Origin of the sequence: Mesorhizobium sp. ESP6-5 (genome assembly GCF_020164695.1) — a bacterium.
Lineage (GTDB): Bacteria > Pseudomonadota > Alphaproteobacteria > Rhizobiales > Rhizobiaceae > Mesorhizobium > Mesorhizobium australicum.
Genome location: NZ_JAIUGR010000012.1, coordinates 80,902 through 96,858 on the forward strand (window position 1 = coordinate 80,902; position 15,957 = coordinate 96,858).

Genomic DNA, 15,957 nt, shown 5'->3' on the forward strand with positions numbered 1-15,957 from the left:
GTGACCTCGCCGCAAAATTGCTATGGCGGTTTCCGACAGGAAGGACGAGCCGTCAAGGGCGCAAGCCCCGTAGGCGCGCAAGGAGCCAAGACAATGGAACGCAAGGCGGACGCCAAGGCCAGATCCGGGATCGATGTTCTCGTCGCGGGTGCCGGCTATGTCGGCCTGGCCGCCGCGGTCTCGCTGAAACAGGCTCGCCCGGGCCTCGCCGTGGCGCTGGTCGACGCGGCGCCTGCCGGTTCCTGGCAAAGGGATGGCCGCGCTTCCGCCATCGCCGCGGCGGCCTGCCGCATGCTCGACCAGCTCGGCGTCTGGGCCGAGATCGCGCCGAAGGCGCAGGCGATCACTGAGATGATCATCACCGATTCACGCAGCGCCGATCCGGTGCGCCCGGTCTTCCTGACCTTCGGCGGCGAGGTGGCGCCGGGTGAGCCTTTCGCGCATATGGTCGCCAACAGGGCGTTGAACGGCGCCTTGCGGGCCAAAGCCGAACAGCTCGGCATCGACATCATCGAAGGCGTGGCGGTGCAAGGTTTTGAGACCAATGGAGCCGGCATGTCAGTGCATCTGGCGGACGGCGCCACGTTGGCGGCGCGGTTGCTGGTTGCCGCCGATGGTGTCAATTCGAAACTGCGCGACATGGCCGGCATCAAGACGGTCAAGTGGGAATACGGTCAGTCCGGCATCGTCTGCACCGTGGCCCATGAACGCCCGCACAACGGCCGCGCCGAAGAGCATTTCCTGCCCGCCGGCCCGTTCGCCACGCTGCCGCTGATACCCGACGAGGACGGCACCAACCGCTCTTCGATCGTCTGGGTCGAACGGGCGGAAGATGCGAAAACGCTCGTCGAAGGCGACGATCTCGTCTTCGAACACGAACTTGAACAACGTTTTGGGCTGAAACTTGGAGAAATCCGCGTCGCCGACAAGCCGCGCGCCTGGCCGCTTGGTCTCACCATCGCGCGCGCCTTCGTGGCACCGCGCATCGCGCTTGCCGGCGATGCCGCCCACGGCATCCATCCGATCGCCGGCCAGGGGCTCAATCTCGGCTTCAAGGATGTGGCCGCCCTTGCCGAGGTGATCGTCGAGGCCGACCGGCTCGGCCAGGACATCGGCGCGCTCGACGTGCTGGAACGCTATCAGCAATGGCGCCGTTTCGACACGGTGCAGATGGGCATCACGACCGATGTGCTGAACCGGCTGTTTTCCAACGACATCACCCCGCTGCGCACCGTCCGCGACATCGGCCTCGGTCTCGTCGAGCGTATGCCGCGGCTGAAGGAGTTCTTCATCCGCCAGGCATCGGGACTATCCGCGGGCACGCCGCGCCTGCTGAAGGGCGAGGCGATCTGATCGTCTCGCTGACTTGACGTCGCGGCCTGTGGGCTGCGCCGCGTCGCATCGCTCCTTGCTCCGCCACGGGATGAGGATGCAGCGGGAGTTTCGCGCCAATCGCCGAGGCCGGCGATCTCAGTTCACTTCAAAACCAAGCTTCTGGCGCAGCCGCAGCATGCGCTGGTCGGGTATCTTCAGGCTCTGCTCTCCGCCCTGAGCCACCCGGTTCAGCATTTGCAAGAGATCGTCCCGTTCGTTCGGGTCGAGGCGTTCGCGCAGGAAGGGCGCCAGCTTGTCGATGACGATGGTGGTGTCGTCTATCTGCGTCGCGGCCCACTTGGCATAGACAACCGCCTCGTCGGTCTTCTTCGGCCCGGCTGCGATCTGCGAAATCACCTCGCGAATGACGGCCTCGCGCCGCGGCAGAACAGGGCCGTCTTCCGAAACGATCGCGGTGATCAGCGTCGCTGCCGCCACCACCGGATCATCGATCGCCGTCAGCGGCGAAAGCGCGGCCTGCTTGCGCAGCTTCTTGCGCCGGATGTTGCCTTGAACGCGCCCGACGACTTCGGCGACCTCGCGCGCGGCGTCGTTCATCGCCTTCATCCGGTACCACCACAATGCCGCCGCTCCGAGCACGCCAAGGACAGCAATCAGGAAAGGCATGTCCAAATCCCCCAAAGTCTTGGGCGACGATAGGAGAACTCGTGGCTTGCTTCAACACGCAAGAATTGAGTCCCGGCAAGGCAGGACCTTCGCTCAACCGAACGCCCAGGTTTATAAGGGAGCGCAACGCATGACAGGGAATTATGACCCCGGCACGTTGTAGATCGCGCGCACTTCGATCGTACCCATTTCGGCCAGCGGAATCTCGCTGGCGATGTCCAGCGCCTCGTCGAGATCCTTCGCTTCGATCATGACGAAACCGAGCAACTGCTCCTTCGTTTCCGCGAACGGGCCGTCGGTGATCAGCTGCTTGCCCTTGCGCCGCCGTACGGTCTTCGACGTCTTCACCGATTGCAGTGCCTGCGCGATGATCAGCTTGCCTTGTTGATCCAATGACCTGTCATAGGCCAGCGAGTCGGCATCGAGCTTGGCGGCACCCTCGGCGGTCATGGCATGGAGCTCTTTTTCCTCACCATAGACCAGGCAGACATATTTCATTTCGAGCTCCCTTCTTTTGAAAAACCATAGGCTGCGGCGACAGCCATGTCAGCCTTGCCCGCGGCCGTTGACGCATGGTCGAGAAGGCATGCCGCGACCGTGATGATGGCAAGCGCCGCCAGCAGTCTGCCGAGGCCGGACGCCGGCGGATCCAGCCAGAAGTCCTCCTGTCGCCCAGGCCCGCGGCCTGGCCTCTTCCACAGCGCGAAAAACAGATTGTCCATGTCAACCTCCATCCGGCCACAAATCCCGTGGCCTCCCGCAGGACGGCCGGCCCGGATGGAAGCCGACATTTTTGCGTGGGTATTTTTTCGGCGGAAAAGGCCGTCATCGTGCCGTGGTCCAAACAGCGCAGTGGTCTTCGGCGACGTCCGCGCTATAGTTGGCCGGACGCTGGCTCACCCAGGACAAGTTCACGACAACCCAGGAGGACTTCATGGACCGCACCGCAAACGCCGTCTGGAAAGGCAATTTGAAAGAGGGCAAGGGCACGCTCGACACGCAGAGCGGGACCCTGAAGGGTACGCCCTATTCGTTCAAGGCGCGCTTCGAGGACGAAAGCGGCAAATCCGGCACCAATCCGGAAGAACTGATCGCGGCCGCCCATGCCGGCTGCTACGCCATGCAGCTGTCGCATTTCCTCGCCGAAAACGGCACGCCGGCGCAAGAACTCGACGCCAAGGCCGTGGTCACGCTGGTTCCCGGCACCGGCATCACCGGCAGCGCCATCACCCTGGTCGGCAAGGTGCCCGGCATCGATGCGGCGAAGTTCAAGGAATTGGCCGAGAAGGCCAAGGCCGAATGCCCGGTCTCTCAAGCGCTCGGCGCGATCAAGGTTTCGCTCGACGCCAGGCTTGGCTGAAGGGCTTGGCCTGAAGTGACAAACGCCGGCTCCAGGGCCGGCGTTTCTGCATCGGAGATTGGCGAAAGCGGTCGCAGCATCCAATGTTCCCCTCGTGGGGAGATGCCCGGCAGAACAGAGGGGGGCGCCGTCCCGCCGACGTCTCGGATTGGTGGCCTCAACCCCCCAGCGTATCAAGCCGGGCGCGAAGGGCCGCGACTTCCTGCTCCAGCGCCTCCAACCTCGCTTCCAGATCGGAGGCAGGCGCGGCCGGCGCACTGCGCTGAGCCGAGAGAGCGGCAACATCCACTGGACCGGCGAGCAGATGCACGTAGCGGTCCTCGCGCTGGCCCGGCCCGCGTGGGATTTCCTGGACCAATGGCGGCCGGCGGCCGATCAGCATGTCGAGTTCGCCGCGCAGGTCTTCGATCGATGAAAACCGCGCCATGCGCTCAGCTCGCGCCAGGAGTTCATGTGCCGTCTGCGGTCCGCGCAGCAAGAGCAGACCGAGCAACGCGGTCTGCGGCGTGGTCAGTGAGAAACGCTGCGCCATCTGATGCTCGTAGCGCTCGACGCGCGAACCGAACATCTGCCGCACAAGTCCCTTCTGCTCAAGCAGCTTCAGCGCCCTGTGCACCTCTGTCTGCTCCAGCGCCATGACAGGCTCGCGCGCCGTCTTCTGGTTGGCCGCGGCAAGTGCCGCGTTGAGCGTCAGCGGATAGACGTCCGGCGTCAGCTCCTTCTTCTCGATCAAGCAGCCGAGCACGCGGGCTTCGGCGGGAGAGAGGATGGGAAGGTCTTCGCTCATTGGATTGGTTATCTTCTACCGATTCTTGGACAGCATGATTTTGACAGACATCCGAGAAGCGCGACAGAGCAGAACTCTTGATCTCGGCGATCGCCTTGATCGGGTTGAGGCCTCGGCCAGGTAGGCGCTATCTAGCAGCGAACAAACGCAGGCGCGCATTAACGCGACTCAGCCTCAGACGCCACGGCGGTCCGTGTCGGTTTCAACTGCCAGAATGACCTGACGAGCACATCCTCGGCATAGATAGCGTCATCGAACTGGTCCTGTCCAAGTGCCCGGCTCAGCGTCGGTCGATCCCCAAGCAGCGAAACGCCAAGGGCAGCCTGGCCATTCGAGAGCGGCACCCCCAGCGCGTCAAGAATGGTGGGAAATATGTCAATCGTGCCCGCAAGCCCGGTATAGGTTTTGGAAGGAATGCCATCGCCCGACAGCGAGAAGAAGTTGCAGCGTTCATAATTGTTCAAGCGATCCGTCACCGTGCTCGGCGCGCTGAGGTGGTCGCTTTGCAAGGCCAGAACAGTGTTCCTCATCAGACCCGCGGCTTCGGCTTTGTGAACGAAGTCCGCGATGAGCATGTTCGTGCATTTCACGGCATGGAGAATGTTGGGGGTCTGCGGAGGAAGTCCCGTCTTGCCGATGCATTTGTCGGTCAGGTAGCCGTCCATCGCATGCCCGCCGCTGACGGCGATCGTGAGCGAGAACGGTTTGCCGTCCCGCTGCGCGCGCCGCAAGACGCCGAAGCTCATATCCAGAACTTCGGCGTCGTCGGCGCCAAAAGCATTGCCGCGCCCCGCGATGGCCACCACTTCGGATCCCCCAAAAAGCGATGAGTAGCCATGGGTGGAATAGAACGTGCCCTGACCGGTGAAGTTGAGCGGCCAACCGGTAATAAAGTTCTGCTGATAGCCCCGCGCCTTCAGGACATCGCCCAGGCAGGTCAGTCCTGGCAGGAATTGCGAATTCTCCTCCAGATACTGGCGCGTCGTGAAGAACGATATCAGCAGCGGCGTTCCACAGTTCGCAGCGACCATCCCTGAGATGGAGTTGTTGGTATAGGCAAGTTGCACCATGTTGGTCGCCGAAACGCCACGCCTGTCGAATTCGAGCAGCGGACCCATGACGTCGCCGAACTCCGCCTCGTTCATGTAGGTGCGCTCGGCGCTCTCAATGAAAATATGAATGAGGTTCTTTGGCGCGGCGGTCGCCGACGCTGTTTCAGCCGGCTTTGTCAAAGAGGTGACATCGACGAACTGCTTGGACAGGAAATCATGCAGCGGGTTGGGATGGATCGCTGCCGCGATCGGACGTGTCAGCATCGGGTTTGCCGCCAGGAAGAATGCCATCAAGGCAACGTCTAATCCTCTTGTCAGCGTGCCGCGCGCCTTCAGTGCGCCAAGACCGAAAAGACCGGCGGCAATGATCAGGATCGTGCTTCCAGTATTCATCAAATACTCAAGAACGACACTGGGGGTGAGAACTCCGGCGTCGAGATGCATGAACATCGCGGCCCAATCGAAATAACCGAAAACATTTTCGAGGTAGACATAGACAAGGAAGAAAAAGCACGGAACGAGCGATAAATAGGCTCTGAACCACCCGCTTCTTGGCTGATCCGTCCTTGCCCCCTGGAGGCGATCCAGCAACACAAGCGCGATCAAAGCCACTAGGCCGACGACCAGGATCAGCCTCTTCTCCTGAAAATAGACCAGCGAGGTGAGCCAGGTGAGCGATCCCACCGTCGCGGCGCTAACCAACGGTCCTATTGGCCAGTAACGAACCGCAGGAAATCCACTCATACTCTGTACTCGAGCGACGACTTCCGAAGTATCTATCGAGAACCGCTTAACGCTATACTAAGATAATGCCGCGTCATAGTGTATAGATGACAGTTTGCTAATAAGGCGCCTCTAATGTAAGTCACCCCAATAATCACCTCGGCTTTGGGCGAGCAACGTGCATGATAGCAATGATGGGCGCGTCACATATCCAGGCCATGCCGTGGCGCCTGGTAGCCGCTTCGACGACGCTGAGGGGATCCTTGATCTCAGCGCATTGTTGGTGAGGATGCCGCCGCGTATTTCAGGCGAGTACCGATTCTCGATCAGCCGGCCGGCTTGTGCAAAGTCGACAGCGCCATCACCGGCTCACGCGCCGGCTTCTGGTTGGCGGCGGCATGCCCATCGTTGAACATCAGAGGGCGCGCGAAGGATCATAACCGATGAGGCGATCCTCCGCCGAACCTAAACCCTTCTCTCCACCATCATCTTCTTGATCTCGGCGATCGCCTTCGCGGGATTGAGCCCCTTCGGGCAGGTCTGCGCGCAGTTCATGATGGTGTGGCAGCGATAGAGCCGGAACGGGTCTTCGAGATTGTCGAGCCGTTCCCCCTTGGCCTCGTCGCGGCTGTCGATCAGCCAGCGGTAGGCCTGCAGCAGCGTCGCCGGGCCGAGATAGCGGTCGCCGTTCCACCAGTAGCTCGGGCACGAGGTCGAGCAGCAGGCGCACAATATGCACTCGTAAAGCCCGTCGAGCTTTTCGCGGTCCTCGTGGCTCTGCAGCCATTCCTTGGCCGGCGTTGGCGACACCGTCTTCAGCCATGGCTCGATGGAGGCGTGCTGGGCGTAGAAATTGGTAAGATCGGGCACCAGATCCTTGATCACGGGCATATGCGGCAGCGGGTAGATCTTGATCGCGCCCGATATGTCGTCGCAGCCCTTGGTGCAGGCGAGCGTGTTCGAGCCGTCGATGTTCATGGCGCAGGAACCGCAAATGCCTTCGCGGCAGGAGCGGCGCAAGGTCAGCGTCGGGTCGATCTTGTTCTTGATCCACAGCAGCGCGTCGAGCACCATCGGCCCGCAATCGTCCATATCGACGAAGTAGGTGTCCATGCGCGGGTTCTCGTCGTCGTCCGGCGACCAGCGATAGATGCGGTATTCCCTGAGATTGGTGGCACCCTCCGGCTTCGGCCAGGTCTTGCCCTGCTGGACCTTCGAGTTCTTTGGGAGCGTGAGTTCGACCATTACCTCAGGTCCTTTCGGATGACGAGCTTCAGCCCGGACCAGATTTCGTTCACGGCGGCGACCTTGACGTCGACAAGGTCGAGCTTGAGCGCTTCAGCACGGACAACGCCCTCGGTGACGTCGGTGGCCACTTTCGAGGCCTTCTTTGGCCAGGAGACCCAAACCATGCCGTCGCGCCTGATCGCCGCCTCGAGTGCGCCGAGGCGATCCTCGATCTCGGCGCGCTGTCTGGTGAAGGCGTGGACGGCGTCGTATTTCAACACCACGCCCGAAATGTCGGACCATTCGGCCAGCCGGTCGACCTCGGCGAAATCGACGGCCTCGGCGAGGTCCGCGAGTTCCGGCGGCAGCGCGATGAAGGCGGCAATCATCCCATCCTTCAGGCCGAGCTTGGCCGGCAGGGGCGTACCGGAATATCCCGCCGCCGTCGCCATCCTCAGTACACCCTGGCCTTCGGCGCTATCTTGGCCAGACTGATGCCGCCGTCCTTTTCGGCCAAAAGCGGCTCGGTATGCACCGGCCGATAGGTCAGCGTCACCACGCCGTCCTCGCTGAGATGGGCGAGCGTATGCTTGCGCCAGTTGGCGTCGTCGCGGGCGGAAAAATCTTCCCGGGCATGCGCGCCACGGCTCTCCTTGCGCGCCTCGGCGCCGTAGACGGTGGTGATGGCGTTGGCCATCAGGTTTTCCAGTTCCAGCGTCTCGACCAGGTCCGAGTTCCAGATCATCGAGCGGTCGAAGACTTTGACATCCTTGAGCTCGGTCCAGATTTCCGAAATGCGCTTGCAGCCATTTTCGAGCGATTCCTGCGTGCGGAACACCGCAGCGTCTTCCTGCATCGCCTTTTGCATCTTTTCACGAAGGACAGCCGTCGGCGTCGAGCCGTTGGCGTGGCGGAGCCGGTCGAAGCGATCCATGATCTTGTCGACCGAAGCCTGGTTGGGCGACGGGATCGCCGCCTTGCGGTCGATGACCTGGCCGGCGCGGATCGCCGCGGCGCGGCCGAACACCACAAGGTCGATCAGCGAGTTCGAGCCAAGCCGGTTGGCGCCGTGCACGGAAGCGCAACCGGCCTCGCCGACCGCCATCAGGCCGGGCGAGACCCGGTCGGGGTTGTCCGCGGTTGGATTGAGCACCTCGCCCCAATAATTGGTCGGCACGCCGCCCATATTGTAGTGCACCGTCGGCAGCACCGGGATCGGCTCCTTGGTCAGGTCGACGCCGGCGAAGATTTTCGCCGACTCCGAAATGCCTGGAAGCCTTTCGTGCAAGACCGCCGGATCGAGATGATCGAGGTGCAGGAAGATGTGGTCCTTGGCCTTGCCGACGCCGCGGCCCTCGCGAATTTCCAGCGTCATGCAGCGCGAGACGACATCGCGCGAGGCGAGGTCCTTGGCCGACGGTGCGTAGCGCTCCATGAAGCGTTCGCCCTCGGAGTTGACGAGATAGCCGCCCTCGCCGCGCGCGCCCTCGGTAATCAGGCAGCCGGCGCCATAGATTCCGGTCGGGTGAAACTGCACGAACTCCATGTCCTGCAACGGGAACCCCGCCCGCGCCGCCATGCCGCCACCGTCGCCGGTGCAGGTGTGCGCCGAGGTCGCCGAAAAATAGGCGCGCCCGTAGCCGCCGGTCGCCAGCACCACCATCTTGGCCGAGAAGCGGTGGATGGTGCCGTCGTCCAGATTCCACGCCACGACGCCGGTGCAGGTGCCGTCCGGCTCCATGATCAGATCGAGCGCGAAATACTCGATGAAGAACTGCGCGTTGTTCTTCAGCGACTGGCCGTAGAGCGTGTGCAGGATGGCATGGCCGGTGCGGTCGGCGGCCGCACAGGTGCGCTGCACCGGCGGCCCGTCGCCATAGTTCATCATGTGGCCGCCGAACGGCCGCTGGTAGATCTTGCCCTCTTCGGTGCGCGAGAACGGCACGCCGTAATGTTCGAGTTCGTAAACGGCGGCCGGGGCTTCGCGCACCAGATATTCCATGGCGTCGACGTCGCCCAGCCAGTCCGAGCCCTTGACGGTGTCGTACATGTGCCACTGCCAGGAATCCGGGCCCATGTTGGACAGCGACGCGGCGATGCCGCCTTGTGCGGCAACCGTGTGCGAGCGGGTCGGGAACACCTTGGTGATGCAGGCGGTGCGCAGGCCCTGTTCAGCCATGCCAAGCGTGGCGCGCAGCCCGGCGCCGCCGGCGCCGACGACGACCACGTCGAACTTGTGATCGACAAAGGTGTAGCCTGCCGCGTTGGCTGATTTCGTGTCCTGGGCCAAGACTTCAGCCTCCGAATGCCAGTTTCAGCAGGGCGAACAGCGAAGCGACGCCGACTGCTATGGTGAAGAATGTGTTGAGGGCGATCAGCGCCAGCTTCATGCCTTCGCCATGCACATAGTCCTCGATGATCACCTGCATGCCGATACGCATATGATAGAGCGGCGAGATGAGCACCAGGGCCATCACCAGCGCCACGAACGGGTTGGCGAGCGCCGCCCGCACCTGTGCATAGCCGGCGCCGTTGAGCGCGATCAGGAACCCGGTGAAAAACAGGATCAGCGGGATGTTGGCGATCGCCGTCAATCGCTGGCGCCAGAAATGCCCGGTGCCTTCGCGGGCAGAGCCCAGGCCGCGCACCCTGGCCAGCGGGGTACGCATGTCGGTGTTCTTCGCACTCATCACAAGGCTCCCCGCGCCATGGTGCCGGCGACCCAGATCAGCAGCGTGAGCAGAACCGAGCCGGCAAGCGTCGCCCAGGCGATCTTCGAGGCCGTGTGTTTTTCCAGCCCGGCGCCGGTGTCCCAGATCAGATGGCGGACACCGCCCAGCATGTGATGCATCAGCGCCCAGGTATAGCCGAACAGGATCAGCCGCCCGAGCCAGGTGCCGAAGGCCCAGTTCACCCAATCGAAAGCCGGCTGCGAGGATGCCGCCGCCATCAGCCAGACGGCAACCAGCAGCGTGCCGAAGTAAAGCGCGCCCCCGGTGATGCGATGGATAATCGACATCGTCATGGTGATCGGCGGCCGGTACACGCTCAGGTGCGGCGAAAGCGGCCTTTCGCGTCTGGCTTGGGTGGCTGGTGATTTGCTCATGGCTGCCCCAGTTCGGCGTCTGCCGCCTCAGGTGGAAATGCGGCAATGCCGCTTCCGGTTGCGACTTCGGACAGCCGGTTTCTAATGCTCTTTTTGCACCGCGTCAAAGCCAGAAAACCGTTTCGAAAACGTAATTTAGTCTGACTAAAAGCCCGGATGCGGCTTCAATCGATTAGCGGGCGAACGGCCGACGCCGGCTTGATATCGCTGCAGTGCAGCATGTCTCGCCAGGGGCGCGGCCGTGTCGAGATTTGGCTCACCGGGTGCAGGTCTGCGGCGTCGATCCCTTCTTCATCACCAGCGCCTCGCGTCCGTCGATCACGATTGCGTCATGCGTGACCGCCTGGTAGCGGCTGCTCTGGTTTGCCGGTGACGCCGCGAACTCCTCGGTGGCGCCTTCCTGGCCGACCACGCGCAGCAACGTGCCGAGATTCTGAATGGTGATCATGCCGCCATTGCCGCATCTGTAGGTGGCCGTGCCCGTGGTGAAGCGCGGGGCGGTGAGGTCGGTGGTGATCTTGGTCGATGGTCGCGCGGACTGTGGCTGGACGGGAGCAGCAGGCGCCACCACGGGTATCGCTGTGTTGGCGGCCTTGGGCGCGCCGTCCTCCGGCACACAGGCGCCGGCCGCGAGAAGCAGCGGAATAGCGAACGACATCCGAAGCGTTCGGTCAAACATCATGTGCTGCCCCCTCATGGCCGGGCACGCTAGCCACGCGGCGCGCCAAGATCAAGTTCACCCCGGATTAGACCGGCCATGTCGATCCATTGGGACGTCGGCGGCGACCGCGAAATTAACCATGTTCATTAAGAAACGGCCGTTGGACCGCTCCTCCCCTTAACAAAGGTTAAGAAAGGGTTAATTTCCGATTCGGACCAGATCGGGGCGCGATCTCTCTCGCGCCGACAAAGGGAGAGCGACATGCGTTCTAAATCAGTGCTCGCCAAATCAGTGCGGACAAGCCTCGCGGCCCTCACGCTGGCAGCGCTTGCCGTCACGGTGGCCGCGCCGGCCGAAGCCGGCTTGCGCCATCATGACCGCGTCTACGCCGATTCGTTCGGCAATCTCGTCATCGACAGCGCAGCCGGCTACAAGCGCATCATCGTCGGCGAAGGCAAGCTGGCCAGGCAATTGTCCGACTACACCAGCGCCGGCCAGCCCAAGGTGATCTACCAGAACGAATCCGACGACATATCGGGCGAAGGCGACTGCTATCGCCCGCCGGTGTTCGTCAAGGGCCGCTCCTATATGTACGGCCTGTCCGACGGCGAAATGCCTGAGCTCAGCCCCTGCCGTTGATGCGGGCCTGGCCGATTTTGAACACGGCCAGCCCATCGGCCGGCCCGGTGGAGACACGCACGCAGTCGCGCCCGGCATTCTTTGCCAGGTAGAGCGCTTCATCCGCGCGCCGCATCAGGTCGGAAAACCCCTCGCTCACGTGGAGCTCGGCAATGCCGAAGCTCGACGTGCAGCGGTTGTCGGCCGGCAACCCGCTGATGGGCAATGCGCCGAACGCGTGGCGGGTGCCTTCCGCGAACAGCCGGGCGGCTGCAAGATTGGCGCCTGTCAGGATAACGGCGAACTCCTCGCCGCCGATGCGGCCAACCACGTGATGGTCCTCGGCCGCTTCTCGCAGCAGGCCGGCAAAGGCCTCGATCACCCGGTCGCCGGAGGCATGGCCGAAGCTGTCGTTGATGGACTTGAAATGATCGAGATCGGCAATGACCATCGCCACCGGCACGCCCAGGCGCGTGGCGTCGTGTACGGCCAGCTCCGCATGACGCGTGAAGCCGCCACGGTTGAGCAGGCCCGACAGCGTGTCCACCTCCGACTTCGACGTCACTTCGGCAAGCACATCGCGAACGAGAATGCCCAGCGTCAGCAGCGCCAGTGCCAGGCCAAAGACAGTGCCCAGCGACTGCGACACAAGCGCGTAACTGCTTTGCAGATAGGCCTGCGGATTGGCGCCCCACCCGCCGAGCGCATGTGCGATGAACGGCTTTGAGGCAAACTGCAGGCCGCTGGCCGCCAGCACCGCCATCAAGATCAGATCGAGCCGACCGCGGCTTTGCCTAGACGCCCAGACGATGCCAAGGCCAACGAACTGCATGGCGGCGTAGGGAAGCTGGTAGGCCATGATGCGGGTGAGCGACTGGCGCGGCAGATCCTGCACGAAATAGACGGCGATGGTGGTCGCGGCCAGGAAGAACAGCATCGGCGTCCATGGCGGCGCCACGCCATATTTGCGGGCAAGTCCGCCGTTGAAGGCAATGGTGGCGCCGAGGAAAACGGCAAAGGCCGTAACCACAGGAAGCCGCGCATCGTTGAAGGCCGGAATGCTGAATTCGATCGCTGAATAGACCACGCCCAGGACATAAGCGGACGCCATCCAGCGCGCCGGCGCGCGGCCGGCATCATGGAACGAGACAGCCATGAAGGATGCCGCCAGCAGGCCGGCAACCGCCAGATTGATCAACAGGATGAAGTTGGCGCCGCTCATCTATCCTCAAACCCCGCCGACAGCTAAACATCGACGGGCGAAAAAGACGTTAACGCGAAGCGCGGACGCGGCGGTCAGCTGGCCCTGAGCGGCTCAGGCACGAACACCGTCTCCGGTCGCTCGTAGGAGAGGCGCACGCTGTCGCGACCATTTTTCTTGGCCTTGTAAAGCGCCTCGTCGGCCCGTCGCATCAACGGTTCCAGCGTCTCGTCGCCGCTGCGGGCCGCCACGCCGAAGCTGGCGGTGACCTTGGTGCCGGCGGGAAGCCCGTCGACGCCGCCAGCCGAATAGAGTGTGCGCACCGCCTCGGCGAACAGTCGCGCCGCGGCGAGATCGGTCAGCGGCAAAAGCACGGCGAATTCCTCGCCGCCGATGCGCCCCGCGGCACCTCGCGCTCCCGTGGCCGAGCGCAGCTTCCCGGCGAAATCCGCGATCACGCGGTCGCCGGCGGCATGCCCGTGCATATCGTTGAGCGCCTTGAAATGGTCGAGGTCGGCCAGCACCAGCGCCACCGGGAATTTGGCCATGGCGCAACGCTGCAGCAGCATGGCGGCGCGCTCCTCGAAACCCCGGCGGTTGAGCAGCCCCGAAAGCGGATCGGTGTGGGTTTCCGTCTTCAGCGCCTTCATCACATCGAGCGCGGCGGCGGTGAAGAGGCAAAGCGCGATCAGCAGCGACAGCAGCGCGTGCGACAGCAGCGCCGTCGTCCAGTAGGACGAGCCGTAGAAGCCGTCATAGCCGGCGAAGGGCCCGTGCGCGATGACGACCGCCAGGGTGCGCACGAAGAAATTGACGCTGGACAGCAGCGACAGCACGAACAGGATCTTTTCTGTCGGGCCGTTGTTGCGCACCGGGCGCAGTTCGGCGGCGACGAGCAGGCTGACGCCGCCGAAACCGAAATTCATCGCCAGGATGCGCCAGGTGAGATCCGGGGTGACGAACAGGAACCACGCGAATGCCGCAAGGCCGCCGCCCGCCAGCACGGCGATCCCGACGCCGGGCACCTTCCGGCCGTAGCGGGCGATGATGGCGCCGGACAGGCAGCAGGCGGCGATGGTGAAGCAGATGTTCGACACCAGCTTGGTCAGCGTCACACCGATGGGCAAGGTGAAATATTGGAACAGGAAGCCGGGCGCCGAGACGCAGTAGCTGAGCGCCAGCACCGCCAGATAGGGGCGATGGCGCTGATGGAACCACAGCATGAGGAAGGCCGCGCCGAGCGCCAGCGCGATCGTCGGGTTGAGCAACGCAATGAACAGGCCGGTGTCCAAAGGACTGTGACTTCCCCTCTGTTGACGTCGCGGAAGACCTTAGAGGGCAAGCCCAAACAAGCCGTTAAGCCTGGGCTGTCGGCGCCGTATGTTTGCGGGAACCCGGTGCTGTCGGAAGCGTTCCTGAATTCACAATCCAGGAGCAGGCCATGGCCGACACGATCACATTGACCGACCACGATGCAATCCGTTCATGGGCTGCCGGGCGTGCCGGCTTTCCCGCAATCGTCGACATATCGCCAGAGGCTGGGACGCAGCCCATGCTTAGGCTGGTCTTCGGCCAGCACGCCTATCAGGATCAGGACCAGCCGGAACGGCCCGTCAACGCCGGCGGCTATGAGCTTGTCGAATGGGACGAGTGGTTCAAGCTCTTCGACGAAGAGCAGCTGGCGCTCGTGGTCGCGGCGGACGAACCTGGGCGCCGCGAGGAATTCCATGAACTCATCCGGCGCGACAGGAAGGCCTGACCCGAGCCCCGCAAAGGCTCGGGTCAACTCCAGCCTGGCTTATTTCCAGTCGCGAATGTCGACGAAGTGGCCGGCAATCGCCGCCGCCGCCGCCATGGCCGGCGACACCAGATGGGTGCGGCCCTTGAAGCCCTGGCGGCCCTCGAAATTGCGGTTCGAGGTCGAGGCGCAGCGCTCATGCGGCTTCAGCCGGTCGTCGTTCATGGCCAGGCACATCGAACAGCCCGGCTCGCGCCAGTCGAACCCGGCGGCGCGGAAGATCTTGTCCAGCCCCTCGGCTTCGGCCTGCTCCTTGACCAGCCCGGAGCCCGGCACGATCATGGCGTCGACATGCGGGCTGACTGTCTTGCCTTCGACCACCTTGGCGACGGCGCGCAGATCCTCGATGCGGCCGTTGGTGCAGGAGCCGATGAAGACGCGGTCGAGCGTGATGTCGGTGATCTTCGTCCCCGGCGTCAGGCCCATATAGTCGAGCGCGCGCAGCTTGGAGGTGCGCTTGTTCTCGTCGGTGATGTCTTCCGGGTTCGGCACGATGCCCTGCACGGAGACGACATCCTCGGGCGAGGAGCCCCAGGAGACGATCGGCGGCAGCTTGGCCGCGTCGAGCACGATCACCTTGTCGAAATGCGCGCCTTCGTCGGTCCGCAGCGTCTTCCAGTATTCGAGTGCCGCGTCCCAGGCAGCGCCCTTCGGCGCGCGCGGCTTGTCCTTGACATAGGCGAAGGTGGTCTCGTCGGCCGCGATCAGGCCGGCGCGCGCGCCGCCCTCGATCGACATGTTGCAGATCGTCATGCGGCCTTCCATCGACAGCGCACGGATCGCCTCGCCGGCATATTCGATGACATAGCCGGTGCCGCCGGCGGTGCCGATCTCGCCGATGATGGCAAGGATGATGTCCTTGGCGGTGACCCCTTCCGGCAGCTGGCCGTCGACGCGCACCAGCATGTTCTTGGCCTTGCGCTGGATCAGCGTTTGCGTCGCCAGCACATGCTCGACCTCGGAGGTGCCGATGCCATGCGCCAGCGCGCCGAAGGCACCGTGCGTCGAAGTGTGGCTGTCGCCGCAGACGATGGTCATGCCTGGCAAGGTAAAGCCCTGCTCGGGGCCGATGATGTGGACGATGCCCTGGCGGATATCGTTCTCGGAATAATATTCGACGCCGAAATCCCTGGCGTTCCTGGCCAGCGCTTCGACCTGGATGCGGCTTTCCTCGTTCTTGATGCCGAACTTGCGCTCGGGCGAGGTCGAGACGTTGTGGTCGACCACGGCCAGCGTCTTTTCCGGGTGACGGACTTTCCGGCCGCTCATGCGCAGGCCTTCGAAGGCCTGCGGACTGGTCACCTCATGGACGAGGTGGCGGTCGATGTAGAGCAGGCAGGTGCCGTCGTCCTGGCGGTCGACGACATGGTCGTCGAAAATCTTGTCGTAGAGGGTGCGCGGTGCGCTCATGTGCGTAAATCCG

19 protein-coding genes are annotated in these 15,957 nt (G+C 63.4%); 4 read left to right on the top strand and 15 right to left on the bottom strand.

Annotated features, from left to right (window positions below):
• Positions 1 to 93 precede the first annotated feature (93 nt).
• The gene (locus LB524_RS20335) at positions 94 to 1,353 is read left to right on the top strand and encodes a ubiquinone biosynthesis hydroxylase (protein ID WP_140618363.1); all 1,260 of its coding nucleotides are present in this window, start codon (positions 94 to 96) and stop codon (positions 1,351 to 1,353) included.
• A 117-nt stretch (positions 1,354 to 1,470) separates the two neighbouring features.
• Here the strand turns inward: LB524_RS20335 and LB524_RS20340 are convergent, their stop codons facing one another.
• The 3 genes from LB524_RS20340 to LB524_RS20350 all read right to left on the bottom strand — a co-directional run bounded on the left by LB524_RS20340 (position 1,471) and on the right by LB524_RS20350 (position 2,723).
• A complete protein-coding gene (locus LB524_RS20340; protein WP_015315046.1) occupies positions 1,471 to 2,001 on the bottom strand; it encodes a hypothetical protein in 531 nt (176 codons plus the stop codon).
• Positions 2,002 to 2,142: 141 nt separating this feature from the next.
• Positions 2,143 to 2,499 carry a YciI family protein gene (locus LB524_RS20345; RefSeq protein WP_224529615.1) on the bottom strand — a complete coding sequence of 119 codons (357 nt, stop codon included), beginning with the start codon at positions 2,497 to 2,499 and terminating at the stop codon, positions 2,143 to 2,145.
• Positions 2,496 to 2,723, bottom strand: coding sequence for a hypothetical protein (locus tag LB524_RS20350; RefSeq protein WP_140791388.1), 228 nt, complete (start codon positions 2,721 to 2,723; stop codon positions 2,496 to 2,498). The genes LB524_RS20345 and LB524_RS20350 overlap by 4 nt, the downstream gene beginning before the upstream one ends.
• A gap of 212 nt (positions 2,724 to 2,935) precedes the next feature.
• Here LB524_RS20350 and LB524_RS20355 point away from each other — a divergent pair, with 212 nt between their 5' ends.
• Entirely contained in the window at positions 2,936 to 3,361 is a 426-nt protein-coding gene (locus LB524_RS20355) for an OsmC family protein (RefSeq protein ID WP_023771884.1), read from the top strand.
• 157 nt (positions 3,362 to 3,518) lie between these two features.
• Here the strand turns inward: LB524_RS20355 and LB524_RS20360 are convergent, their stop codons facing one another.
• The 9 genes from LB524_RS20360 to LB524_RS20400 form a co-directional block, all read right to left on the bottom strand.
• Entirely contained in the window at positions 3,519 to 4,148 is a 630-nt protein-coding gene (locus LB524_RS20360) for a YceH family protein (protein WP_224529618.1), read from the bottom strand.
• A gap of 158 nt (positions 4,149 to 4,306) precedes the next feature.
• Complete coding sequence (locus tag LB524_RS20365; RefSeq protein ID WP_224529621.1) at positions 4,307 to 5,884, bottom strand: sulfatase-like hydrolase/transferase; 1,578 nt, start codon at positions 5,882 to 5,884, stop codon at positions 4,307 to 4,309.
• A gap of 365 nt (positions 5,885 to 6,249) precedes the next feature.
• A complete protein-coding gene (locus LB524_RS20370; RefSeq protein WP_224529624.1) occupies positions 6,250 to 6,339 on the bottom strand; it encodes a YceH family protein in 90 nt (29 codons plus the stop codon).
• A 49-nt stretch (positions 6,340 to 6,388) separates the two neighbouring features.
• Positions 6,389 to 7,168 carry a succinate dehydrogenase iron-sulfur subunit gene (locus LB524_RS20375; RefSeq protein WP_140618356.1) on the bottom strand — a complete coding sequence of 260 codons (780 nt, stop codon included), beginning with the start codon at positions 7,166 to 7,168 and terminating at the stop codon, positions 6,389 to 6,391.
• Positions 7,168 to 7,602 (bottom strand): DUF3052 domain-containing protein, encoded by a 435-nt coding sequence (locus tag LB524_RS20380; protein ID WP_224529627.1) that lies wholly within the window; start codon positions 7,600 to 7,602, stop codon positions 7,168 to 7,170. Before LB524_RS20380 ends, LB524_RS20375 begins: the two co-directional genes overlap by 1 nt.
• Positions 7,603 to 7,604: 2 nt before the next feature.
• Complete coding sequence (sdhA, locus tag LB524_RS20385) at positions 7,605 to 9,440, bottom strand: succinate dehydrogenase flavoprotein subunit (RefSeq protein ID WP_224529629.1); 1,836 nt, start codon at positions 9,438 to 9,440, stop codon at positions 7,605 to 7,607.
• A gap of 4 nt (positions 9,441 to 9,444) precedes the next feature.
• Positions 9,445 to 9,840 (bottom strand): succinate dehydrogenase, hydrophobic membrane anchor protein, encoded by a 396-nt coding sequence (gene sdhD / locus LB524_RS20390; protein ID WP_023771889.1) that lies wholly within the window; start codon positions 9,838 to 9,840, stop codon positions 9,445 to 9,447.
• Positions 9,840 to 10,256 carry a succinate dehydrogenase, cytochrome b556 subunit gene (gene sdhC, locus LB524_RS20395; RefSeq protein WP_140618350.1) on the bottom strand — a complete coding sequence of 139 codons (417 nt, stop codon included), beginning with the start codon at positions 10,254 to 10,256 and terminating at the stop codon, positions 9,840 to 9,842. The genes sdhD and sdhC overlap by 1 nt, the downstream gene beginning before the upstream one ends.
• A 256-nt stretch (positions 10,257 to 10,512) precedes the next feature.
• A complete protein-coding gene (locus LB524_RS20400) occupies positions 10,513 to 10,938 on the bottom strand; it encodes a hypothetical protein (RefSeq protein WP_224529631.1) in 426 nt (141 codons plus the stop codon).
• Between the two features lie 240 nt (positions 10,939 to 11,178).
• Here LB524_RS20400 and LB524_RS20405 point away from each other — a divergent pair, with 240 nt between their 5' ends.
• Positions 11,179 to 11,556, top strand: coding sequence for a hypothetical protein (locus tag LB524_RS20405; protein WP_263484392.1), 378 nt, complete (start codon positions 11,179 to 11,181; stop codon positions 11,554 to 11,556).
• Here the strand turns inward: LB524_RS20405 and LB524_RS20410 are convergent.
• A complete protein-coding gene (locus LB524_RS20410) occupies positions 11,540 to 12,757 on the bottom strand; it encodes a sensor domain-containing diguanylate cyclase (protein ID WP_224529633.1) in 1,218 nt (405 codons plus the stop codon). The genes LB524_RS20405 and LB524_RS20410 overlap by 17 nt on opposite strands.
• Positions 12,758 to 12,831: 74 nt before the next feature.
• Complete coding sequence (locus LB524_RS20415; protein ID WP_224529635.1) at positions 12,832 to 14,028, bottom strand: sensor domain-containing diguanylate cyclase; 1,197 nt, start codon at positions 14,026 to 14,028, stop codon at positions 12,832 to 12,834.
• Positions 14,029 to 14,177: 149 nt separating this feature from the next.
• Here LB524_RS20415 and LB524_RS20420 point away from each other — a divergent pair, with 149 nt between their 5' ends.
• On the top strand, positions 14,178 to 14,495 hold the full coding sequence (locus LB524_RS20420; protein ID WP_015315031.1) for a hypothetical protein: 318 nt from the start codon (positions 14,178 to 14,180) through the stop codon (positions 14,493 to 14,495).
• Between the two features lie 39 nt (positions 14,496 to 14,534).
• Here the strand turns inward: LB524_RS20420 and leuC are convergent, their stop codons facing one another.
• Entirely contained in the window at positions 14,535 to 15,944 is a 1,410-nt protein-coding gene (gene leuC, locus LB524_RS20425; protein WP_015315030.1) for a 3-isopropylmalate dehydratase large subunit, read from the bottom strand.
• Positions 15,945 to 15,957 lie beyond the last annotated feature (13 nt).